Source organism: Saccharobesus litoralis (genome assembly GCF_003063625.1).
Lineage (GTDB): Bacteria > Pseudomonadota > Gammaproteobacteria > Enterobacterales > Alteromonadaceae > Saccharobesus > Saccharobesus litoralis.
In genome coordinates this window covers 5,359,951-5,384,813 of sequence record NZ_CP026604.1, presented here as the reverse complement: position 1 = coordinate 5,384,813, position 24,863 = coordinate 5,359,951, and the positions used below count along the sequence as shown (strand labels likewise).

19 protein-coding genes are annotated in these 24,863 nt (G+C 40.1%); 12 read left to right on the top strand and 7 right to left on the bottom strand.

Annotated elements, in window-relative coordinates; genetic code table 11:
• Window positions 1–56: 56 nt before the first annotated feature.
• Window positions 57–494 (bottom strand): YhcB family protein, encoded by a 438-nt coding sequence (locus C2869_RS20545; protein WP_108604688.1) that lies wholly within the window; start codon window positions 492–494, stop codon window positions 57–59.
• A 287-nt stretch (window positions 495–781) separates the two neighbouring features.
• Between C2869_RS20545 and zapE the strand changes: the two genes are divergently transcribed.
• From zapE to C2869_RS20500, 9 genes are all read left to right on the top strand, one after another.
• Window positions 782–1,894: a cell division protein ZapE gene (gene zapE / locus C2869_RS20540; RefSeq protein ID WP_108604687.1), complete on the top strand. Its 1,113-nt coding sequence runs from the start codon at window positions 782–784 to the stop codon at window positions 1,892–1,894.
• Window positions 1,895–2,089: 195 nt separating this feature from the next.
• The gene (gene rplM, locus C2869_RS20535) at window positions 2,090–2,518 is read left to right on the top strand and encodes a 50S ribosomal protein L13 (RefSeq protein WP_108604686.1); all 429 of its coding nucleotides are present in this window, start codon (window positions 2,090–2,092) and stop codon (window positions 2,516–2,518) included.
• A gap of 16 nt (window positions 2,519–2,534) precedes the next feature.
• The gene (rpsI, locus tag C2869_RS20530; protein WP_108604685.1) at window positions 2,535–2,927 is read left to right on the top strand and encodes a 30S ribosomal protein S9; all 393 of its coding nucleotides are present in this window, start codon (window positions 2,535–2,537) and stop codon (window positions 2,925–2,927) included.
• Window positions 2,928–3,177: 250 nt separating this feature from the next.
• The gene (gene petA / locus C2869_RS20525) at window positions 3,178–3,768 is read left to right on the top strand and encodes a ubiquinol-cytochrome c reductase iron-sulfur subunit (RefSeq protein WP_108604684.1); all 591 of its coding nucleotides are present in this window, start codon (window positions 3,178–3,180) and stop codon (window positions 3,766–3,768) included.
• A gap of 2 nt (window positions 3,769–3,770) precedes the next feature.
• A complete protein-coding gene (locus C2869_RS20520; RefSeq protein WP_108604683.1) occupies window positions 3,771–5,039 on the top strand; it encodes a cytochrome b in 1,269 nt (422 codons plus the stop codon).
• Window positions 5,036–5,776, top strand: a complete 741-nt coding sequence (locus C2869_RS20515) for a cytochrome c1 (protein WP_108604682.1) — start codon at window positions 5,036–5,038, stop codon at window positions 5,774–5,776. Before C2869_RS20520 ends, C2869_RS20515 begins: the two co-directional genes overlap by 4 nt.
• Before the next feature lie 126 nt (window positions 5,777–5,902).
• Window positions 5,903–6,529, top strand: coding sequence for a stringent starvation protein SspA (gene sspA, locus C2869_RS20510; RefSeq protein WP_108604681.1), 627 nt, complete (start codon window positions 5,903–5,905; stop codon window positions 6,527–6,529).
• Window positions 6,530–6,532: 3 nt separating this feature from the next.
• Window positions 6,533–7,039: a ClpXP protease specificity-enhancing factor gene (locus C2869_RS20505; RefSeq protein WP_329604280.1), complete on the top strand. Its 507-nt coding sequence runs from the start codon at window positions 6,533–6,535 to the stop codon at window positions 7,037–7,039.
• 743 nt (window positions 7,040–7,782) lie between these two features.
• Entirely contained in the window at window positions 7,783–10,377 is a 2,595-nt protein-coding gene (locus tag C2869_RS20500; protein ID WP_108604680.1) for a VCBS domain-containing protein, read from the top strand.
• Window positions 10,378–10,460: 83 nt separating this feature from the next.
• On the opposite strand, the gene C2869_RS20495 is transcribed toward C2869_RS20500, so the two are convergent.
• The gene (locus tag C2869_RS20495; protein WP_108604679.1) at window positions 10,461–10,820 is read right to left on the bottom strand and encodes a histidine triad nucleotide-binding protein; all 360 of its coding nucleotides are present in this window, start codon (window positions 10,818–10,820) and stop codon (window positions 10,461–10,463) included.
• Between the two features lie 206 nt (window positions 10,821–11,026).
• On the opposite strand from C2869_RS20495, the gene gorA reads away from it, so the two are divergent.
• Together gorA and C2869_RS20485 are read left to right on the top strand one after the other, a co-directional pair.
• Window positions 11,027–12,379, top strand: coding sequence for a glutathione-disulfide reductase (gene gorA, locus C2869_RS20490; protein WP_108604678.1), 1,353 nt, complete (start codon window positions 11,027–11,029; stop codon window positions 12,377–12,379).
• A gap of 221 nt (window positions 12,380–12,600) precedes the next feature.
• Entirely contained in the window at window positions 12,601–13,536 is a 936-nt protein-coding gene (locus C2869_RS20485; protein WP_108604677.1) for a DNA ligase, read from the top strand.
• A 55-nt stretch (window positions 13,537–13,591) separates the two neighbouring features.
• On the opposite strand, the gene zur is transcribed toward C2869_RS20485, so the two are convergent.
• Both zur and C2869_RS20475 read right to left on the bottom strand, forming a co-directional pair.
• Window positions 13,592–14,032, bottom strand: coding sequence for a zinc uptake transcriptional repressor Zur (gene zur / locus C2869_RS20480; protein WP_108604676.1), 441 nt, complete (start codon window positions 14,030–14,032; stop codon window positions 13,592–13,594).
• A gap of 75 nt (window positions 14,033–14,107) precedes the next feature.
• Window positions 14,108–16,819, bottom strand: a complete 2,712-nt coding sequence (locus tag C2869_RS20475; protein ID WP_108604675.1) for a response regulator — start codon at window positions 16,817–16,819, stop codon at window positions 14,108–14,110.
• A gap of 518 nt (window positions 16,820–17,337) precedes the next feature.
• On the opposite strand from C2869_RS20475, the gene C2869_RS20470 reads away from it, so the two are divergent.
• Window positions 17,338–19,689 (top strand): TonB-dependent receptor, encoded by a 2,352-nt coding sequence (locus tag C2869_RS20470; protein WP_159084258.1) that lies wholly within the window; start codon window positions 17,338–17,340, stop codon window positions 19,687–19,689.
• A gap of 91 nt (window positions 19,690–19,780) precedes the next feature.
• Here the strand turns inward: C2869_RS20470 and C2869_RS22905 are convergent, their stop codons facing one another.
• The 3 genes from C2869_RS22905 to C2869_RS20455 form a co-directional block, all read right to left on the bottom strand.
• Window positions 19,781–22,498: a response regulator gene (locus C2869_RS22905; protein ID WP_228710715.1), complete on the bottom strand. Its 2,718-nt coding sequence runs from the start codon at window positions 22,496–22,498 to the stop codon at window positions 19,781–19,783.
• A 153-nt stretch (window positions 22,499–22,651) separates the two neighbouring features.
• The gene (locus C2869_RS20460) at window positions 22,652–24,049 is read right to left on the bottom strand and encodes a HipA domain-containing protein (RefSeq protein ID WP_108604673.1); all 1,398 of its coding nucleotides are present in this window, start codon (window positions 24,047–24,049) and stop codon (window positions 22,652–22,654) included.
• Entirely contained in the window at window positions 24,036–24,302 is a 267-nt protein-coding gene (locus tag C2869_RS20455) for a helix-turn-helix domain-containing protein (protein WP_108605147.1), read from the bottom strand. Before C2869_RS20455 ends, C2869_RS20460 begins: the two co-directional genes overlap by 14 nt.
• Window positions 24,303–24,863 lie beyond the last annotated feature (561 nt).

Below are 24,863 nucleotides of genomic sequence, written 5' to 3'. Positions count from 1 at the left end.
CCTTTTGTTATGCATCTAGACTTAAGCTAGGTTTAAAAGTTCAGAAAAGTAGGGATTTATTTACTCTCTTCTGATACTAAAATACCTGAGTTGCCCGCTGAGTAATCGAGCGGAGCGTTGGTTTCATCAGATTTTTGTACTGTTTTACTTAACTGCTCAACTGGTTTTGTTTCTTTGAGCCCTTCACTAACATCTGAACCAAAGTAGGGAATAAAGTCTTCCCCTTTTGAATCTGACGCTTTGACGCTAGCCCCAAACGTATTGGCAGTTTGAGCGGCTTGCATTGCTTGCTCTGCTAGCGTTTTAAATGATTGCTCAACGCCGGCCAAATAGTTGCTTAATTCTTGCTTAAGTGCATCTTGCTCTTGTTGGTTTTGTTGTAATTCATTTTGTAGCGCTTGTTGTTGACGACTACTCAGTGATAGGAAACGGTTTGCGAAAAAACCAGTTAATGTACCAACGGCAAAAATAAGTACACCCGTTATCCATGTCATAGTTTATTACCTTCTATTAGTTCATTTACTTCAGCCTGCATGGTAAATTCTAGCTTATGTTCAATCATTTAGCTTGCAATTTATAGTCTTCTCACTCAGGTCTTATGGTTCATTGTCAGCGCTTACTCGCCCCAATCACATAATAGAGCATATGCTCATGGGGTCTCGAAGCTTGACGGCTTTGCCTACATGGATGTAGGTACTTAGGTTTCGTCTGGAACTAGAAACCTGCCCCTAAAACCTGATCGCTTTGACTATATCGAGTAATGGCAAGCAATCATTACACTATGTCTGCTAAAAAAACGCCCTTAGCTTGTTATCAAGCCGATCTCCAACGCGCTGACTTTCATCACGACCCAGCACAAGAAAATGCCATTAATCATTTACAAAGGTTATATGATGATTTAGTCGCTCAGGATCAAGTCTCATCGTCTAGCTTTTTTAGCAAACTTAAAGCTAAATTTGTTAAGCCGCCACAGCAAGCGGTTAAAGGTTTGTATTTTTGGGGCGGTGTTGGTCGCGGTAAAACGTATTTAGTGGATACGTTTTTTGAGTGTTTGCCGTTTAACAATAAAATGCGTGTTCACTTTCATCGCTTTATGCATCGTGTGCATGACGAGCTAAAATTACTGAAAAATGTTGCCGATCCGCTGGATATTATTGCCGCTAAATTTGCTAAAGAAGCAAAAATCATTTGTTTTGATGAATTTTTTGTCTCAGACATAACGGATGCCATGTTATTAGGCGGTTTGTTTGAGAAGTTGTTTAAACTTGATGTGGTTCTAGTCGCTACGTCCAATATTGTGCCTGATGAATTGTATCGAAACGGTTTGCAGCGCGCCCGTTTTTTGCCTGCCATTGACTTGATTAATCAAAATTGTGAAGTCGTGAATGTTGATCATGGGGTTGATTACCGTTTAAGAACGCTAACCCAAGCAGAGATTTATCATTCACCGCTTGATGAGATCGCCGACCAAAATCTATTAAAATATTTTACTCAATTAGCTGTCGAGCCTGTGGAGCGAGATACTCAAGTTGAAATTGAGCATCGCATGATAAGTTGTCGAGCGCAGTGTGATGGTGTGGCGTTATTTGATTTCTCAGCCCTTTGTGAAACCGCACGTAGTCAAACTGATTACATGGAAATAAGCCGTATTTACCACAGTGTTTTACTTAGCAACGTAAAACAAATGGGACAAAGTAATGATGACGCGGCTAGGCGCTTTTTAGCGCTAGTTGATGAATTCTACGAGCGTAACGTTAAATTGATTATTTCATCAGCTGTATCAATAGAAGACCTATACAGTAGTGGTACATTAGAGTTTGAATTTAGACGTTGCCGTAGTCGGTTGCAGGAAATGCAATCGCATGAATATTTAGCGCGCCCCCATATCCCTTAATGATGACGATTTTTTCAACAATTTCAAAATAGTTGATGATCTTTATCAGCCTCTTTTGTATAATGCGCGCCCCCAGCCCATCCAGGCTGTCATTAGACAGGCCTTTGTTTTGAATTCTCGAAGGGGTTTTCAGGCATAAATTGGGGAGGCGAACGCCTCAAATATAAAGAATTTAGAGTTTGGGTTCATTTGATAATGAAAACTTTTACTGCGAAAGCTGAATCTGTACAACGCGACTGGTATGTTGTTGATGCAGAAGGTAAAACATTAGGTCGCATTGCGACAGAGATCGCTCGTCGTTTACGCGGTAAGCATAAGCCTGAGTACACTCCTCACGTTGACACTGGTGATTACATCGTTGTTGTTAATGCCGAGAAAGTTGTGGTTACAGGTGCTAAGTTTACTGACAAAGTATACTACGCTCACTCTGGTTTCCCAGGTGGCTTAAAATCGATTACTTTTGATAAATTACAAGCTAAAAAGCCAGAAATGATCATCGAAAGTGCGGTTAAAGGCATGTTGCCTAAAGGCCCATTAGGTCGCGCTATGTATCGTAAACTTAAAGTTTACGCAGGCGCAGAGCATAATCATCAGGCTCAACAGCCTCAAGTATTAGACATCTAATAGGGAGCAATAGGCAATGGCAACTACTCAATATTACGGTACTGGTCGTCGTAAAAGCTCTACTGCTCGCGTATTTATACGTCCAGGCAGTGGTAACATTACAGTTAACAAACGTTCATTAGATACTTTCTTTGGTCGTGAAACTTCTCGTATGGTTGTTCGTCAACCTTTAGAGTTAGTTGATATGACTGAAAAATTTGATATCTACGTAACTGTTACTGGTGGCGGTATGACTGGTCAAGCGGGTGCAATCCGTCATGGTATCACTCGTGCATTAATCGAATTTGACGAGTCTTTACGCTCATCTCTACGTCAAGCGGGTTATGTTACTCGTGATGCACGTGTTGTTGAACGTAAGAAAGTGGGTCTTAAGAAAGCGCGTAAGCGTCCACAATTCTCAAAACGTTAATCGATTTTGTCAAAAATTCAAAAAAGCCCAGTGTTTACTGGGCTTTTTTTTGGCTATTTTTTGATTGATTTATATTGAATTTGATCTAATTCAACTTAACGCCTAGATTTGACACTGATTTTTTATATTTTTCCTGTCATAAATACGGGTTTTTTTATATCATTTAGCCAATTTTTTGCCCGTTGAAAAACACTGCTGTTTTTTAGGGCAGAACAACAAATTATAAAGTTAAAGTCTCGGAGAATATTGGATGAGTAATGCGCCTGTCGATAACAGTCGTCGTCGCTTTCTAACCGTTGCCACATCAGTTGTTGGCGGGGTTGGAGTAGCAGGAGCAGCTGTTCCTTTTATTGCTTCTTGGAATCCCAGCGCCAAAGCAAAGGCTGCTGGAGCTCCAGTTGAAGTCAATATCAGTAAAATTGAACCTGGCCAAATGTTACGTGTTGAGTGGCGTGGTAAACCTGTGTGGATCGTGAGCCGTACACCAGAAATGATCACTCAACTAGAAAAACATGAAGGTCAATTACGTGATGCCGGTTCTGAAGTTGAGCAGCAGCCAAGCTATGCTCAAAATCGCCATCGTTCTATTAAACCTGAAATTTTAGTTGCTGTGGGTATTTGTACCCATCTAGGGTGTTCACCACAGTACATTCAGGATGGATTTGATGCGCAAGTTGAAGGTGTGCCTTCAGGCTTCTTCTGTCCTTGTCACGGTTCTAAGTTTGATATGTCTGGCCGCGTTTTCCAAAGTGTTCCAGCGCCAACAAACTTGGTTATCCCACCTCATTATTATATTGACGATAACACCATTCTTATTGGTGAAGAGCAGGGGGCTGCCTAACCATGTGGAAAAATTTACTTGATTGGATTGAATATCGCATTCCAATGATGCGCGTTGCAAATATGCACGCTCTACAATATCCAGCGCCAAAGAATATGAATTTCTGGTATGTGTTTGGATTTTTAGCCACTATCGTACTTGTAAACCAAATTGTTACGGGTATTTGGTTAACCATGAACTATGTTCCTTCAGCAGAAGGTGCGTTCGCTTCGGTTGAATATATCATGCGTGATGTCGACTACGGTTGGTTATTACGATATATGCATTCAACGGGTGCTTCTGCGTTTTTCGTTGTTGTTTATCTACATATGATGCGTGGTATGTTATATGGTTCATATCAAAAACCGCGTGAGTTATTGTGGTTGTTCGGTATGTTCATTTACCTTGCCTTAATGGCTGAAGCATTCATGGGATACTTATTACCATGGGGCCAAATGTCATACTGGGGTGCGCAAGTTATTATTTCACTATTTGGTGCTATTCCTGTTATTGGTGATGACTTAACCTTGTGGATCCGTGGTGACTACGTTATATCTGGTGCTACGCTAAACCGTTTCTTTGCCTTACATGTTATTGCGTTACCTTTAGTTATCGTTGTATTGGTTTTCTTACACATAGTTGCTTTACACGAAGTAGGCTCAAATAACCCAGATGGTATCGATGTTAAGCGCCCTAAAGGCTCGCTTTCTGAAGATGAAAAAACCAAGTTCCAAATTCACGAGTACTACACAAGTAAGAAAGATATTCTTGACGATATCGTGCCTTTCTTCCCGCATATCGTATTAAAAGATTTAGTGGCGTTTGCTATTTTCTTAATTATTTGTTGTTACATTATTTTCTTCGCTCCAGCGATGGGCGGCTTATTCCTTGAGCCACCTAACTTTGAAGCGGCAAACCCGATGAAAACACCTGAGCACATAGCGCCAGTTTGGTATTTCACCCCGTTCTATGCAATTTTACGTGCGGTTCCGGACAAGTTGTTAGGGGTAATAGCTATGTTCGCAGCTATTGTGATGTTGGCATTATTACCTTGGTTAGATCGCTGTAAGGTACGCTCGGTTCGTTACCGCAGTAATTTGCATAAACTTAACTTAGCTCAGTTTACGGTTTGTTTTGTTATTCTTGGTTATTTAGGTCTTAAGCCTGCGACACCAACATATACGATAATGGCTCAGGTTTGCTCACTATTGTATTTTGCGTACTTTGGTTTCTTATGGTTATACAGTAAAAACGAAAAATGTAAGCCGCTTCCGGAGAGAATTACCAAATGAGAAAACTAATAATTGCTTTATTTGCGTTAGTACCTTCATTAGCGCTGTCTGCAGGTGGCCCTAGCGTTCCATTAGATCCTGTTGATATTGATTTGACAGATAAAGCGTCAATTCAAAACGGTATGAAAATCTTCATGAACTACTGTTTAGGTTGTCACCAACAGCAGTACCAGCGCTATCAACGTACGGCAGAAGACAACGGTATCTCAATGGAGATACTTAAAGAAAATTTAATGTTTACCGGTGAGAAAACGGGTGATCACATTAAAAATAGTATGCCAGCGAAAGATGCAAAAGAATGGTTCGGTAGTACACCACCTGATCTAACTATGGTTGCACGCGTTCGTAAACCAGAGTGGATTTATACCTACTTGCGCTCATTCTATGTTGATCCGTCTCGCCCGTTTGGTGTTAACAATACTGTGTTTCCTAATGTCGGTATGCCGCATGTGTTACAAAGCTTGCAGGGTATTCCAACTAAGGTTGCTGCAACGGCTATGGTTGACGGTGAAGAAGGTGTTAAACAAGGCGAAAGAATTGTTGTTGATGGTTCTGGCGAACTTTCGCCAGAAGAGTTCGATTCGGCAATGCGTGACCTTGTTAACTACTTAGTATACACTGCTGAGCCAACTCGATTACAATCTGAGAAGTTAGGTACATGGGTTATCGGCTTCTTGTTAATCTTCTTCGTATTCATTTACTTATTGAAGAAAGAATATTGGCGAGACGTTCATTAATTAATCGTTAAGCATTATTTTTATAATGGGGGCTTTATGCCCCCTTTAGTGTTTGTATAAGTCGCTTGTCTTTGCTAATGGTTTAATGCCAGGCTTATATCGAAAAGGTATTTTAGGAGATCCTCTATGGCTGTAGCTGCCAACAAACGTTCTGTAATGATTTTATACGCTGATGCAACGGATATGTATAGCCATCAAGTACGTACTGTTCTTGCTGAAAAAGGTGTAAGTGTTGATATCAAATTAATTGATGAAAATAATAAACCTGAAGAGCTTTGGGAGGTTAATCCATATGGTGGTGTGCCAACGCTAATTGATCGAGAATTAGTGCTTTATAACGCGCGTATTATCATGGAATATTTAGATGAGCGTTTCCCTCACCCACCATTAATGGCTGTTTACCCAGTAGCTCGCGGCAAAAGTCGCTTAATGATGGAACGTATTGAGAAAGATTGGTACTCATTGGTACGTAAAATTGAAGCTAATAATGAAGAGTCTGCAGCTGCGCGTGCAGAATTACGCGAAAGCATTTTAGCGATAGCGCCTGTTTTTGCTGAAACACCTTACTTCATGAGTGAAGAGTTCAGTTTGGTTGATTGCGTATTAGCACCGTTATTGTGGCGTTTACCTAAATTAGGCATAGACTTAATTGGTCAAGGTAGTAAGGAAGTGAAGAGTTACATGGTTCGCGTATTTGAGCGTGAATCATTCCAAGCGGCATTAACCGACGCTGAGCGAGAAATGCGAGTTTAAGTTATGGCTGATATGACGTCTTGTAAGCCTTACTTGGTCCGAGCTATGTATGAATGGATCCAAGATAATAATTGCACACCTTACATTGTTGTTAACGCGGAATACCCTTATGTTCAGGTGCCACGTGAGTATGTCAAGGATGGCCAGATTGTATTAAATATCTCGTCACAATCTACCGGTGCTCTTAATATGAACAATGAAGACATAGAGTTTAATGCACGTTTCGGTGGACAAGCTCGTCATATTATCATTCCGGTTGGTGCTGTATTATATATATATGCGCGTGAAACAGGTGAAGGAATGCCATTTCCACCAGAGCCGGTAGATGAAGATGAGTTAAGCCTAAACGAGGTTGAAGGTTCTACTGCTGAAACAGTTGTAGATGAGCCATCTTCACCCGAGACAGCAACCAAGCCTAGCTTGAGTGCGGTTCCACCCTCGGGAAATACGGAAACAAATAAGCCAGATGCTAAAGCAAAAAAACGTGATCACTTAAAGGTAATTAAGTAATCTTGTTTTAGTTTCACTTGAAAATAAAGATAAAAACCGAGCCTAAGCTCGGTTTTTTTATGTTTCATTTTTGTATTTTTACCGGTATTTCTCTATTAATCTTGTGGGAGAATTGATTTCCATCAATGTAGGTGTTTGGCAGCCCAGCAGCACTTTAAAAACCCGCTTTTAGATAATTACTCGTCGTTACCCGTCCGCAGTTTGAAATGCTAAATAGATACTATCGTTTCTCCTTATTCAGTCCCGTCTTTTGTTTGCATATTAAATAAAGCTTGGTTTAAACACTCTGGGTTAATTGGCATGACGATTCGTGGTGTTTTCATTATTTAAATTATACTGGCATCACTTGATTATCTTTTAATATACAACATGATGCTAAGTTTTATTTTTTATAACATTAACTAATAACAAGTTGGTTAAGGTTTATTGGTATGTCCAATTTTGTTGTATTGGTTTTTTCTTCCGTTTTATATCCTTTTTTACACTTGTTTTTTGATTATCTCTAAATAAAACAAGCTCTTAGCCTTGGTTTTATTGTTGCTTGGTCAATAACTTGGCTTTATTTGTATGATGGGTTAGTCAGTTTATTTTTGTTTTTGGATTGACAGATGTGTCTTACTGCTAGTAAATTGATATGTATTATAGGTAATAATTTTGTTAAATGCTGGTTATTACCAATGTTGAAGAACGTAACAAAGCATTCTTATTAAGGCATTCAAATTAAGGTAGTCAGGGGACAAGTTATGAATAAAGTGGTGTTTGCGGCATCAGCTATTATGCTGGCGTTAGCAGGTTGTAAAGAAAATGAAGGTAACTTCGAAGAATACAATGGTGTTTCTAACAGCTCAGGTAAAATTGAGTTCTCTAGTGATTCTAATGGCTTAATTGATGACCAACCCACACTGTCGGTTGTTGTAAATGATGATAACGGTATTACTGAAGATATTGTTTACACGTGGAAAGCCAATGGTTTTGTTCTTGATGATGTTACAGGCCCGTCATATACCTTAACCAGTGATGATAAAGGTAAAAAATTTACAGTACAGGCGTCTTATCGTGATGACGATAAGTTTTTTGAGTCGCCAACAACGGTTGAAATAGTTGCTAAAAATAAGGTAAACCCAGCTGAAATCTCGGGTAGCTTTGAAGTCAATTCTACTAATGACGTTGTTGATTCAACCTTATCTGGCAAAGTGTTTGTATCAGACCTAGATGAAGGTGAAGCGGTTTTTGTTGAGCAAGCCAGTATCGCAGCTTCTTATGGCTCGTTTTCTATTGATGCTACAGGTGCGTGGACTTATGTGTTAGATCAATCTAATGCTGCGGTTGCCGCACTAAAGTATAAGTCTGATGATATTAAGGACTCTGTAGTCGTTACTACTCCAGATGGTACAACAGCTAATTTACTAATTACTATTACTGGCTCTGAAGATGCAGTGCCTGTCACTAAAGTTCCAACTAAGGTGGCAAAAATTGAAGATACTCAGTCTGATGATGCGGGTGAATTGCGTTATAAGTTTGGCCAAGATTACCCTCAAGGTAAGTTAACCGCTCGTATTAAAAAGCCGGTTAACCCAGAAGGTAAAGATGCGTATGTCACTATTTTTAATAGTTCGACTAGCACCAGCAATGCGTTAATTGACTTAAGAATTCACAATGACTCATTTGAAGTACGTGACAAAAGTGACGTTGTAGTAACCGCAGCGTTTACACCAGATGAGTGGATTGACGTTGAAATGACTTGGGACGGTTCTACTTCTCCAGCCACTATGACATTAACCATTAATGGACAATCCGTTCCTGCTTTCTCTTCTGCTTCTAGCAATGGCGAAAACTTTATGAGAACCATTGCGTTTAAATTGGGTGACAATGGATCAACGTTAACTTCTGCTTATTATGTTGATGACATCAAGGTTTACTCGGATGTTGCGGGTACAACTGAAATTTTCTCTGATAATTTTGAAAGTTATACTATAGGGGATGTTTTAGGAACTGAGCACGGTTACAACTCAGCAACCAATGAAGTGACAGTTGACCAAGTTGAAATTGAAGTTCCAGTTGATCCTGGTACGGGTAATGGTGGTGGTTCTGATACACCAAATAACATTGTCGAAATTAAAGATACGCAATCTGACGATGCGGGTGAACTACGTTATAAGTTTGACCAAGACTACACGCAAGGTAAATTAACGGCCCGCGTGAGAAAACCAGAAAATCCAGAAGGTAAAGACGCTTACGTTACTATCTTCAATAGCTCAACAAGTACTAGTAATGCGCTGGTTGATTTAAGAATTCACAACGACTCATTTGAAATTCGTGATAAAAGTGATGTTACTATTACAACCGCCTTCGTTGCAGATGAATGGATTGACGTTGAAATGACATGGGATGGCTCAACGACTCCAGCTACTATTGGTGTAACGATTAACGGCGAAAGTGTAACTAGCTTTGCCAGCGCTTCATCAAATGCTGAAGGTTTCATGCGGACAATTGCCTTTAAACTGGGTGATAACGGTTCTACGTTAACATCGTCTTACTATGTAGATGATATTAAAGTTTATTCTGATATCGCAGGCACGACAGAAATTTTCTCTGATGACTTTGAAGGTTACACTGACGGTCAAGCTTTAGGGACTTCTCAAGGTTATAACTCAGCGACTAATGAAGCCGCAGTTGTTACTGTTGGTGGGAATTCTGGTAGCGGTAACTCAGGCAACAATAATGGCGGCAGCTCTGGTGGTAGCACAGCAAATAAAGCGGCTAAAATCAGTGATACCATGTCAGATGATGCGGGTGAGCTACGCTATAAGTTTGACCAAGACTATGCACAAGGTAAATTAACTGCGCGTGTTAGAAAACCTGAAAACCCAGAAGGAAAAGACGCTTACGTCACAATCTTCAATAGCTCAACAAGTACCAGTAATGCATTGGTTGACTTACGTATCCATAATGATTCTTTTGAAATCCGTGACAAAGGTGACATTACAGTAACAACAGCGTTTACAGCAGACGCTTGGATTGATGTTGAAATGACATGGGATAGCAGTACGACTCCTGCCACTATTACAGTGACGATCAATGGTGAAACCATTACTGGGTTTGCAAGTGCCTCTTCCAATGGTGAAGGTTTTATGAGAACGATTGCTTTTAAATTAGGTGATAATGGTTCGACTTTGACTTCATCATATTATGTGGATGATATTAAAGTTTATTCAGATTTAGCGGGTACCACTGAAATTTTCTCTGATGATTTTGAAGGCTACACTTTAGGTGATGTGTTAGGAACGGAGCATGGTTATAACTCTGCGACTAATGAAGTGGTTGTTGCAGAAAAATAACAGCTAACTTAACATTTAATTGTTTATTAAAAAGGGGCTATTTATATAGCCCCTTTTTTGCTGTAGTCAGTAACGCTCTTTGATTACTTCATCTTTTCTTGATAAGGCGGCCAGCCCATCGGCTTACCGGCTAATAAATGTAAATGGATATGGTATACCGTCTGCCCACCGTGTTGATTGCAGTTCATAACGGCACGATAGCCGTCTTCGGCAAATCCATGCTCTTTTGCTAATTTTGCTGCTACTAAGTATAAATGGCCGATCAATTGCGCATTGCTTTCATTGATATCATTAATCGTGGCAATCGGCGTTTTAGGAATAATGAGCCAATGAATTGGGGCTTGTGGGCTTATATCTTTAAAAACTAAAGCTTTATCATCTTCATAGACAATATCCGCTGGAATTTCTTTACTGATTATTTTGTCGAAAATAGTGCCAGTCATAGTGGGGAACCGTTTCTTATTTATTGTTCCTATAAGTATGTGGCGTTAGCTTTATATTCCAACCTTTACCAGTAAATATATTTACTGATTTGACGTGCTATTGGGCTTTTATCGGATTTTTCGATTAACTTGATTGCTTTAATGTAATTGAATTCTGCTTAAGTCGCTCTAATATTAAAGCTAACAATGTTTATGGAACCTTAAGTATGTCTAATCATTTTGACTTTATTGCGATTGGTGGTGGAAGTGGTGGTATTGCCAGCGCTAACCGAGCTGCAATGCATGGTAAAAAAGTCGCGGTAATTGAAGCTAAGTACGTAGGGGGCACTTGCGTGAATGTAGGCTGTGTACCCAAAAAAGCCATGTGGTATGCGGGGCAAATTGCCGATGCGATTAAATATGGAGCCGATTATGGTTTCGATGTCACGGTAAATAAATTGGATTGGGCAACCTTAGTGGCTAATCGTCAAGCTTATATAGAGAGAATTCACGGCTCATACCAAAGAGGTTTTGATAACAACGGCGTTACCTTGATCAATGGTTTTGCGAAATTTGTTAACGCGAATACGGTTGGAGTTAACGGGGTTAACTACACTGCCGATCATATTGTGATTGCAACAGGTGGTCGTCCTAGCGTCCCTGATTTGCCAGGCGCTGAATATGGTATTACTTCAGATGGCTTTTTTGAGTTAACTGAGCAACCTAAACGAGTTGCTGTGGTTGGTGCTGGTTATATAGCGGTCGAGCTTGCTGGAGTTATGCAAGCGTTAGGTTCTGAAACACATTTATTGGTAAGAAAAGATAAACCCTTGCGTAATTTTGATCCCATGTTGTCCGATACTTTAGTTGAAGTCATGAACAGCGAAGGGCCAACTTTGCATTCAAACAGTACGCCTGAAAAAGTTGAAAAGTTGTCTGATGGTTCTTTAGTTGTACACTTGCAAGGTGGTGAAACTATTCCACCTGTTGATTGCTTAATTTGGGCAATTGGCCGCGAGCCAGCGACTGATAACTTGAACATTCAAGCCACAGGGATCTCGCTTGATGAACGAGGTTTTATTCCAACAGACAAATATCAAAATACCAATGTAGATGGTATTTATGCAGTAGGAGACAATACGGGACGTGCCGCTTTAACCCCAGTGGCGGTAGCCGCCGGACGTAGATTGGCAGAGCGTTTGTTTAATGGTCAAACTGACTTGCATTTGGACTATGAAAATATAGCGACAGTGGTGTTTAGTCACCCGCCAATAGGCACAGTTGGCTTAACTGAGCAACAAGCTGTTGAACAACATGGTCAAGAGCAAGTTAAAGTTTACACATCGCAATTTACTGCTCTATATCAAGCCATGACAAGTCACAGGCAGCCGACTCGTATGAAACTGATTTGTGTTGGGCCAGAAGAAAAAATTGTTGGGATCCATAGCATTGGTTTTGGTTCGGACGAGTTGTTACAAGGTTTTGCGGTAGCGTTAAAAATGGGAGCAACGAAAGCGGATTTTGATAATACGGTTGCCATTCATCCGACGTCAGCTGAAGAGTTTGTGACTCTTAGATAGTTAATTAAAGAGGGCATAAATCAGGCGTGAATCACGCATAAAGAAGGCTTGGAGGCTGTGAGCAGCCAAGCCTTTGCTACGTTTAGCAACAGATAGGCGTAAGTAAACGCTGCAATTATTTCGAAACATATGAGCTTGACTATATTTGCACTTGGTTAAATCAGACTAAGCAGCTATAGTTAAATTACATTTTATGGTGTCAATAGTCAAAGGGAGTTGGCGTGCACAAGCAAAGGATTGATCTAGCCTTATCTAAGTTTTTCATATCTGTTTCTTTTGTTGTTTTTGTGACTTATGTGAGTGCACTAGAGTCACAGCAACTCACTCCTCAGCAACTAATTCCTCAACAAGAAATTCTTGAGCAATTCACGCCTAGGCAACAAACGCCTCCGCAGGTGACCTTAGCAAAAGTTTACTCAGCAGAAATAGATATTAGCCAATATTGGGTAAGTGAAAAATATGATGGTGTACGTGGTATCTGGACGGGACAAGAGTTATTAACTCGCTCGGGAAACGTGATCCATGCGCCCACTTGGTTTACTGAAAAATTACCATCCACACCATTAGACGGTGAACTGTGGGCGGGTTATCAAAAGTTTGATCTAACCTCATCGATTATTCGCAGTAAACAAGTCAATGACCAAACATGGCGTAACATTCAATATAAGGTGTTTGATCTGTATCAAGATCCAAGACCTTTTCATCAACGCTATATGGTGTTAACACATTTAGTTACGCAAATTAACCAACCCTATATTCAATTGGTCGAGCAAAACCAGTTTTTAGATGAGCGAACATTATACCAGGAGTTGGATCGTGTTATCGCAAACCAAGGTGAAGGTTTAATGCTGCGCCATGTGGAAAGTGGTTATCAAGCAGGCCGAAATGCGAGTTTATTAAAGCTTAAAAAATATCAAGATGCCGAGGCCACGATTATTGAGCATATTGCGGGTAAAGGGCGCTATAAAGGAATTTTGGGGGCTGTATTGGTGCAAGACAGTTCAGGGCGTCAGTTTAAAATTGGTACAGGGTTTAGCTTGGCGCAAAGACAAGCACCACCGCCGATTGGTACAAAGATAACGTATAAATACTTGGGGTTGACTAAAACAGGGTTGCCTAGGTTTCCTGTTTATTTACGAGTGCGAAAGTCTGTGTAACTTAGCATTGATAAACCGAATTAGGGCATTTACAAGCCCTAATTTTCAACAGGTCCTAATCTTCTTTAGAACATTTTTTGCAGCAGCCGTGTAGCTCTATAGTTGGATGGATAACCGAGAATTCGTACTCTGCCGCGACTTCGTCTATTTTGGCTTCGATTTTTGTTGAGTCTATTTCTTGAATATCGCCACACGTATCGCAAATTAACAATTGAGCAGGATGATGATCATGAAAATGATTGCACATAACAAATGCATTCTCAGATTCAACTTTATGTACAAAGCCTTGCTCCATTAAAAACTCTAAGGCGCGATAAATTGTGGGTGGTTTGGCTTTAGGATCGACTTTTTGCAATTCTTGTAATAGGTCGTAGGCGCCGATTGAACCATCAGAATTGGCTAATAGTTTAAAAACCAACTCGCGCGCGGGAGTTAATCGAGCGCCGCGCTGATCACAAAGGTGTTTAGCATCGGCTAACTTTTGTTCAATTGTCATTATGGCTCAAAAATACATATAGATTGGCGTCATTCTAACCTATTCTCGGCAAATGCCTAGTGGCTTTAATGGTATTTATATTAATGCAAGTATGGCGTTTTTTAACGCCTGTTTATCAATAGGTTTAGCTATGTGAGCATTCATGCCAACCGCGAGATATTGTTCAACGTCTTCATTCATTACGTTGGCGGTAAGGGCGATAATGGGTTTGTTGGCTATCTGCTTATTGGTATGCTGTCGTATGTGGTTTGTGGCTTCAACCCCATCCATTTCTGGCATATGAATATCCATTAAGATCACATTGTAATTGGTATTTTGCTCCAGCTCGCTTAACGCTTGCTTACCATTATTAGCAGTTGTGAAAAGTATTCCTTCGCTTTTTAGCATTACACCAATAATCACTTGATTGATTTCATTGTCTTCCACCACAAGAATATTGAGTCCTTGTAATGCGGTATGCTCTTCTTGAACCGATTCTTGACAATAGTTCTCATTATTTAAGCAAGCTTGCATGTGATTATATAAACTGCGTTCACTGCACGGTTTTTGAATGATGTGTTGAATCGGGAGAGGGAGGTTTTCAGATGCTTTTTTAATTAAGGCAGTATCGTAAGCTGAAATAACAATGACTTTGGGGCTGTAGCCTAAATTCATCGCTGCTAATTCATGCATAAATTGTTCGCCATCCATTTCAGGCATAGTCCAGTCTAGTAAAATGATTTGATATTGAACAGATTGCTGCAATAGTTGTAAGCCGTGTTTAGCGGTTGTTACTGGAGTCGGTGACACTTGCATACGAGTTAAGAATTGTTCGAGCATTTTCAAGGCTATGGGGTTATCGTCTATGACTAGCACATTGCAGTTTTCATCAAACTGACAGGTCTGGCAATCGTTGACCAGTATCTTGTTGTTTAGTTGTAGCACTAAGTTGGCGGTGAATGTGCTACCCACTCCTTCGACACTGTCTACAGTGATCTGTCCGCCCATTAATTGACATAATTTTTGGCTAATCGTTAAGCCTAATCCTGTACCGCCAAACCGACGGGTAGTTGATGTATCAGCTTGCGTAAAGGCTTGGAACAATGTTTCCACTGTCGCTTCATTCATTCCTATGCCTGTATCTATGACCTGAAAAATGACTTGATAGGCTGGCGCTTGTTCGGCAGCGTTTACATGATTAAGTGTAATATCACGCATTGAAATTTTAACTGTAACACTGCCTTGACTGGTAAATTTTAATGCATTGGAGCATAAGTTGAGCAGAATTTGATTAACCCTGACAAGATCGCCCATTAAATCAGGGTGGACGTTTTTAGCGAGTTCAACATTAAACTGAACGCCTTTTTGCAATGCAATATCTTCAAACGACATTTTGATATAATCGATGACGCTGTAGATCGACATCGGCGCTTGTTCGAGTTTGATATTACCGGACTCTATTTTAGAAAAATCTAAAATATCATTAATCACTGTCATCAAGTGTTTAACCGAAAATTCCATTTTACTCAGGTACTCTAGCTGAGCTTGGTTTAACGGTGTACCTTTGAGTATTTCAGTAAAGCCAACAATACCATTGAGTGGCGTTCTAATTTCATGACTCATATTTGCCAAAAACTCTGACTTTACTTTAGCGGCTTGCTTTGCTTGTTCTACTGCTAATTCTAGTTGAGTATTTTGTTGCTTTAGTTGGCCTTTTTGCTGGTTAACTTGTTGTAGTGTTTTGTTGAGCGCTAAGGTTTTTAAATTAACTTGCTCGCTTAAAAAAGTTTGTTGCGAATAAACCAGCTTAGCAATTAAGGCGAGGGTTAATGAGATAATAACCCCTGCTATCCAAATGTTATTCAATAACTCAGAGGATGTATTTGTTAACTTCTGCTTTGGTTGAATAATTAATTGCCATCGACTGCCTAAAATATTCAACTCTTGAATATAGCTTGCTTGTTGATCGGTAATTGGAATACGTTGATTTTTATCGACTAGTTGTTCTTCGGGAAAGGTAAATTGATTGCCTTGATGGTCGATGAGTAAGTAGTGATACCTGTCACGGCTTTTTTGTACGGCGTTGCCTTTAAATACATCAGAAACATATTGGCTTGAAACGACGAGTCCGACTACTTCTTCTTGTCCCTTAGCTGTCTTTTTCAGAATAGGGTATTGATATAAGAAAAAAGGCTGCTTAGTGATGGGCATAATTGGCGGTGTTATGTGGCTAACTAAAGCGTGGCCACTAAATATTACGGGCGCAATATTTTTCCATATAGGGGATGCCGGAGTGATGTTTCGCCCGTAAAAGTTCATGTTAAAAGCAATTGGGTAACTATATTGCAGAACGGTAAATTTATCGCCAACAATGGTTGGGGGAGTGACTTTTTGCTGATCTTGATAATCGAAAAATTCAAATGATTTAAAATAAGGTTCAGGATTGTCGCGCATTGAATTAATGAATTGCTGGCGCTGTTGATGTGGCAAATGAGCCATTATCGAAATCCGCCGACTTTCCGGAAAACTAGGAAACACCTGAGCAACAAAATCTAAAAACTCTTGATGAGACACCCATTGTGAAGAGATAAATAGGTTGCCAACAGACGCTATTTGAAAGTAAGAGCGATTAAATTCAGCTTCAATATCTTTAGCGCGTAAATTAGCCTCTATCTTGAAGCGGGTTTGAGATTGTTCTTTTTCACTGGTTAATTTGACTTGATAAACAATAGATGTTGCCACTAAGCCGAGTAAAAATAGTGCAATTGCAACGAGCCAAGGTTTGTTTAACCTTCGAGAACGAACCATATTTTAAATATCCTTGGCCCCGATAACACAGGAGATACGAGGTGATGCTTGTTTGTTGATGATACTGGACAGGCCTGTGTTAGTTATACCATGCATTAATCCACTATGGCTTATAAAGCGAGCACAGCGTATAGGTAGAGTGGTTAATATTATCATGATATTAGGGTGGTGATAAAACATATTGGCTTTATCGTACTGGTGTTAAAAATAGTTTATATAAGTTGTGAATTGCATCTTTATTAAACTCTAGGGCGTGCACGCAAAAGTTTAACAGGTTCTAGTTTAAGCGTAGTTGGCTAATTGGTTAACGCCAAACTATCAGTGGGGTTGTTCATTAATTTTTGGATTTTTTGCGTAAAAGACATTGCAATTTATCCCCCATTTTTTAATCCGCTGCTATATTTTTAACTAAATAAATGTGGCGAGCGGAGGTTCAATTGTACCCTTTCAGCTTATACCGTCTTGATTTTTCACCGCGAATTTTTTCCACGCTAGCTTTTTCAACGTTAATATTGTGTGTGCCTTTTATTGCACAAGGGCAAGTGACCTCTTCAGAACAAGAATTAGAGGTGATCCAAGTAACTGCGCAAAAACGCCTGCAAAATACGCAAGAGGTAGGAATTTCTTTAGCGGTATTATCTGGTGATGATATTGAAGTTTTGCAGTTAACCAACACAGTCGATATTAGTCAGCAAATACCAAATCTACAATTAAACACTTGGTCACCGAATTTAACTATTTTTAATTTGCGAGGTATATCGCAAAACAATTTTACAGACAATTTAGAAGCACCTATTGCGGTTTATTTTGACGATGCGTATTACGCCAACCTGAACTCTATCTCGAACCAGCTTTTTGATTTACAGCGCGTAGAGGTTTTACGTGGCCCGCAAAGTACCTTATTTGGTCGTAATGCTACTGGCGGAGTTATTCAATATGTGACCACAGGCGCTGATGTTGATGAACTTAATGGCTATTTAAAAATAGGTGGTGGGCAGTTTAACCAACAGTATATGGAGTTGGCGTCTGGCGTAGCGCTTACTGACCACGCGCGAGGCCGAATTGCGTTAAAAAGAGCTAAATCCGACGGTTATATTGTCGCAGCTCAGCCAGGTATACGAAATATTGGTGGAGACAATGCACTGGCTGTGCGCACCTCGCTACAGTTTGATTTGACTGATGATACCCAATTAAATCTGAAATACAGTTATAGTAAAGATGATGATGTGCCAACAGGTGGATATAGTTTTTTACCGTGGACACAAGCCGAAATAGAGCAAACCTACTTACCGCCTGAATTAGTCGCGTTTACACAAAATGTGATACTAGAGGGGGGAGCTCCTCCAAATGATTTATCCATTAATGACTTTACCAAACAGGTATTTTTTAATACAGATGATGGTTTTACCCCAGTCGATCAGGCCGGACTAACCTTATACAAAGGTGATAGTGCAGAGCCACATACTCATTACTCTAATATTAATGGCTATTTAAACCGGACAATTCAGTCTCTCACTGCGAAAATAACGGCTCAGCTAAATGATCGTTGGTATATTGAAAGTATTAGTCACTTACAAGAACTGGACAAAGCCTATTTAGAAGATGGCGACGGAATTCCTGCGCCTATCATTGCCTTTCAAACTGAAACCGATTATCGCCAAGCTTCGCAAGAACTGCGTTTAGACTACCGTCATGATAATACACGGCTATTATTGGGTGCTTATTTGCTCGACACGCAGCAGGAGGGCGCAATAACGACGATTGGTAATCCAGTATTGCGTTTGGCGCGGCAATTACAAGCCGATGGTTTAATTCGTGAAAGTTACAATCCAGATGAAAGCTCACCAAAGGCCGTACAAACTTATAACCTAGCGGCCCAAAACCATGCGTTGTTTGCGCATTGGGAGCAGCGTTTGTCGGCGCAATTTGAAGTCGTGACGGGACTGCGTTGGTCGCAAGATGAAAAGCAAATGGATTATCGCCGTGGTTTTGCAGACGAGAGTGCACAGATTGATTTCATACAACAAGCATTTTTAATACCGAGTCAACCTGACGGCAAAATCAATTACCAAGATTACAGCGCCAAGCTACAATTTAACTGGCAACCGGCTCGTAAGCAGCTTTACTATCTATCGTACAACCGAGGGATTAAAGTGGGTAATTGGGCTATGTCGGCCGGATTACCAATAGAGGAAATGCAGCACAAGCCCGAAACTTTACATGCGTATGAAGCCGGTTTGAAATTAGATGTATCGCCTCGTTTTAGAGTGAACGCTAGTACTTTCTTGTATGATTACCGAGATTACCAAGCGTTTGCCATGATAGGACTGGCACCGCAGATCACTAATTCTGATGCCAATATTAGTGGTGCTGAGTTGGAGCTGACTTATTTAGCAACTGAATCCCTCAGTATTGATTTAGGCTTAGCTCACTTGCATAGTCAGCTAGATAAAGTGGATGCAGTGGCAAGTTGGCAATCACCCGTTGGTGGCACTGTGATTGACTTTCCTCGAGATACATTAACTAACGTAACATTGCCTAATACGCCTGAATTTAGTTTGAACTATGCGCTTAATTATCAAACCCCGCTTTGGTCAGGTTTGTTGATTAGCCAACTTGATGGTGTTTACTACGATGATCAGTATTTAGAGGTGACGAACGGTGGCGGTGCATTTCAAGATGCCTATCATGTCGTAAACTTTAAGTTGACCTATCGTGTTGCGAATGATGCTTTATCCTTTAGTGTGTACGGTAAAAATGTGACTGATGAAGTGTATAAACAATATAATCTTGATTTAGGCATGCTGGGCTCGACGAGCTACTATGCACCGCCAGCCAGTTATGGGGTTTCTGTGCATTATCAGTGGTAAACTGACTGATGTGTATCGTTATCGCGTTCGGATTTTACTTTAGGTGTCGGTTTCTCGTTGTAGTTGGAAGCACACAAAGCCTAGGCGTAATTTAAATAAACCTGAGGATTGATTCTTTTAACGATTCAATATTGATAGGTTTAGCTTCGTGCGCATTCATACCTATTGCGAGGTATTGCTTAATATCGTCTTGCATGACATTGGCAGTTAAGGCAATGATGGGAATGGACGACAACTTACTATCTTGCATGGCTCGTATGTGTTTAGTCGCTTGCACACCATCCATCACAGGCATGTGAATATCCATTAAAATAATATCAAATTCGTCTTGTTGTAACTTATCTAAACACTCCTGACCATTGCTGACCAAAGTGGCTGACGCGCCCTGAGTTTCTAATAATTGGGATATTACGATTTGATTGATTTCGTTGTCTTCTGCTACCAATAATTTTGCCCCCTGCAAGCTGGGCTCGGGTTCGTTTGTGTGGTGAGTTGAACGTGCATGAAATTGCTCATTTATGGTATCGAGTAAAACACTGGCCCGAGCCGGTTTTTGTAGAATGGCATCAATTTTTAATTTATTGGCTTGGCGGCGGACGATTTCGGTGTCGTACGCGGTAAGAATGATGTTAACGGGATGCCAGTTGGGATGTTGGTTTTTTAGGTAATTTAAAAACTGTTGGCCATCGATAATGGGCATTGTCCAGTCTAGTATTATAACATCATAGGTTTTTTCACGGTTTTCAATGGCCTTGATTGCGTCACCAGCTGATAAGTAGCAATCTGGCTTTAAGTGGTGGACTTGCAATTGGTGTTGTAACACATTAATCGCGATTGGATTATCATCAATGACTAATACGTCTAGTGGGTTAGCAAATTGTTTGTCATATTCGTCAGCCTCTATCACATTATCATTCAGTTTGACTGTCATTTGTGCGACGAATGTCGAGCCGACATTGGGTTGGCTGCATACTTGAATGTCGCCGCCCATCAAAATACATAAGCGTTTGCTAATGGATAATCCTAACCCTGTACCGCCAAACTGGCGAGTCGTTGAACTGTCAGCTTGGGTAAAGGCTTCAAATAGTTGATCAATTTTATGCTTCTCAATACCTATGCCGGTGTCTTTTACGGTAAAGATTAATTGATACGTATTGCTATTGAATGAGGTTGTTTCGTTGGCGGCGATATGAACAGAGACACCGCCTTTTTGGGTAAATTTAAGCGCATTGGAGCATAAATTGATGAGGACTTGATTAATTCGAACAATATCGCCCATTAAATCTGGGTGTACTTGCGGTGCTAATGTTACATCAAAACTGATATTTTTCTTGAGGGCTAAAATATCAAAAGTGGCTTTTAAATAATCAACCACTGTGTTGATAGAAAATGGATGTTGCTCTACAACTAAATTGCCAGACTCAATTTTAGAAATATCTAAAATGTCATTAATCACGACAAGCAGTTGCTCTGCGGAATAACTGATTTTATCGAGGTATTCTTTTTGTTGCTGACTAAGCTCGGTTTTTCGCAGTAACTCGGTAATACCCACCACCCCGTTCATTGGTGTGCGTATTTCGTGACTCATGTTAGCTAAAAAGTCAGATTTGGCTTGTGCTAGGTACTCAGCTTGTTCTTTAGCGGTTTCTAATTCTTGAGTGCGCGCTTGTACTTTATTTGCTAACGAATTTTTTTCTTGATCCAGCGCTTTAACTAAAGCTAGGCGTTTGTCATTTAGCATAACCACAAAAATAAGTAGCACGGATAACAAGGCCACGACACTGGTAGCGGATAAAATCAAAATTTTGTGCTGCTCAAAATAGCTGGGTTGATAAAATTCAACGGTCGCGTCGTAAGGTAGTTTGCTATCGAGCAATTGATGGCGCTTTAATTGACGCCAGTCATAATAATATCCGTGAAATTTATCGAGGTTAATTGAGTTATTGTCTTGCTCGTTTAGCTGAGCAATTATCGCTTGGGCTGTTTGAATGCCCACGCGCTCGCCAGATAATAAATAGCCCCCGACAATGCCAGAACCCAATAACGAATGCCAATAACTAAACACAGGGACCGTACTTTCATTGGTTAGTGTTTGTGCGGCTTCAAATGGCGTTAGGGGGTGCTCGTTGTTATATCGAAAAATGGGCGCATAAATCGCTATGGTATTCGCTTGATTTTTTGATAAGCGTTGCGCCATTTTGGCTAGTGGAACATTGTCCCAAAGAGTGAGTTGCAAATGCGCGTACTTTTCTTGTAGGAGTGCGATAATTTCGCTAGCCGGCTCAGAAGATACCGTATTGTTAGCATCGTAAATCAAAATGATTTTGTCTGGTTTAGTGAGGTTAATCATGGCCTGAGTGGCTGTTTGATAATCTAAAATCGTGTTTAAAATTGTGTGTTGTGGTATTTTTGAGGCGGTAAATAAATGGCCTGGTTCGACAAATATTCGCGGCGTATCGGGAAAAAATTGCGGGTATTGTTTAAGCAAAAGTGCCGCAGAGCGGTCTTGGGTGACGATGATATCAAGTGGTTTATCTACGTACTTGGCACTGAGGTATTGATTGACAATGGTAAACTGCGATTGCTCGTTAAAACGTCCCACATCGAGATTTTCGATATACATATCAAATTGTACTTGATGACGACTTAACTCTTGTTTTAATCCCCACTCAACGCTTTTTTGCCAAGGATTGTCTTGATGAAGCGAGTTTAACAACAACACCTGAGCAGAGCGCACTTCTTGTGCATAAAGCCAGTTAAATGAACTGACAATAAGAAACAGTAATGTTATGCCCAAAGGGTTTTGCATATGTTTGATGTTATTGAAAGAATGCTCTACAGAAAGGCTAGAATTAGAGCAGGAAAATAGCAATGTTTGCTGTTAAAAGTCGGTTAAATTTTAGCTTTCTATCCTTTGACGCTTAACTTCGATGAAGTAACCCCAAATAACCCAAAATCTACGCTAAATTAAATCCTTCATTTCCGTTATTTGCTCCACTTCGGCATTTAATTCTTTAACCGATTCGTGAATAATCTGAATACAGGTATCAATATGCTGAATTTCTAAATCTGTTAAGTGTTGTTTAATAGCTTCTGTTTTTGCTAAATCAATGGATGTTTGCACTTGCTTGATCAGGCGTTTCATTAACAATTGCATACGAGCTAACGATATACCAAATTCTTGAGCAAAGTCAGCTAACATATAAGCGGTAAATGGATAATTGAAATTACCTGTGCTGCCAGCATCGTATTCGCCAATGGACATAGCAAAATGATTCGCTATTGGTACTTGGTTGTTTTCGCTGCTTGAACTATCGGCCCGCCTTGCTTGGATCTCACGAATAATAGCTTCAATATTCACTAAATCGTAAAACGGCGTAAGAGTTAAACCTTGTTTACCTACAAAGAAACTGATGTTCTTGCCGTGGGCATCATAGTTACGCACCAAAATATTAAATGTCATCCAACGGAACAGTTGGGTTTGATACGCTTCGGCATTAATTGTTTGTACATTAAATAGTTTCGGGAAGGACACTCCATCACGAATATAAATGCCGTCGCCTTCATCACCGTGCTGACGCTCGTATTTGTATGATGGCGGTAGATTGGTGGCCTGGCAACCATCAATGACATGTCGGCGCATAACGCGTCGCTGCTCTGCGATTAACCTGCGGTCAAAGCGGTCAATTACAAATGCTCTGACTTCACCATATCTTTGTATTTTTACTTCTGGTACATCTATGCCCGAATGTTTTGCCAATAACATGGTAAACAGCTCATTAACGGCTATAAATGGAATTTTTCCGGTTTCAAATTTGAATATTTTGTTAGAACAAAGCTGGCCTTCACCAAATCCTAACTTGCCATCAAGTTCCAGTAAATTAAGTTTGTCCTGCACACCCGCAACAGATAGCCTTGTGCGGCCATCCCAATAAGTGATGGACCCTTCATTATTTTTAAAACGAGCTAATTTTTCGATTAACTCTGCATGAGTGACTTCCCGAAATGAAGTATTTGCTTGGGCGTTGGTTTGACTCCTAAATGACAACGCACCAGAAGTGTCAGCACCGATGATCTTGATAAGACCGAAGATATTATTTTTAGAAATAGTGGTATTACTGATGATCTCTTCAAGCCCTTTACCTTCAGGCAGCAAATTTTGTAAAAAGTTACGCACTGACCTATGATCAAACTCGCCATTGACCGGTAAGTGAGGAGAGATTGCAAAGCCTTCTTTGATCCAATCAGGATCGTAAGTAAAGCTTAATTCTGTTTCAGAAGTGACAGGAAGAGTGATGGTTGCAATTTTACGGCTATGACCTATATAGACGAATAGAGTATTAAGATCAGTACCAGTCATCTTTTAACTCTGCTTTATCGCTACTAGTGACTTCATCCGTAATAAGGCTAAATGACAGACCAAGGTATTCCATCACTTTTAAGAGGTTAGTTAACTTTACATTGGTATCGCCTTTTTCTATTTTTACCAATGTCGGTTTAGAAATAGAGAGGGCTTCAGATACCTCCATTAGTGACAATTTCATTCCAGTACGCTTTGCGGTGATTGCCTCAGCAAGTTGAGTCGTAGAAAAGCGCTCGCTTAAGTTAGGCATAGTTGTCGCTTTTACTGCTTTGCCAGTTCTGTTTGTCTTTGGTGAATCAACCATATAAGTTAACTATAATTTACTCTTGAATGTAAAGTAATGCAGTAATATTTATAAGTCAATTTTAGTTTACTTATAAATCAAAAGTTCCACATTATTAATTAAAAGTAATTTTTAGTTTACCTTTACTTGGCGTGTTATGCTTTTCCTTGAAAATTTCTTTTATAGTCTTCTCGCTCAGGTCTTATGGTTCATTGTCAGCACTTACTCGCCCCAATCACATAATAGAGCATATGCTCATGGGGTCTCGAAGCTTGACGGCTTCCCCTAAAACCTGATCGCTTTGACTATAGTCATCAACATGATTTTGAATTTATCTTCGCGCTTCCTTTTCGTTGCCGTTTCATCTATCTAAACGCCAAAATAGGTAACTAAAAAAGGTTTTATTTTATATGGCGACATCATGTGAACAATTAAGGTGGACTTCGCGGATTTAAATCAGGACTCAATAGAGGACATAAGTACGATATAGGTACCTATGACAAATTGAGGTAAAATACCCACTAAATA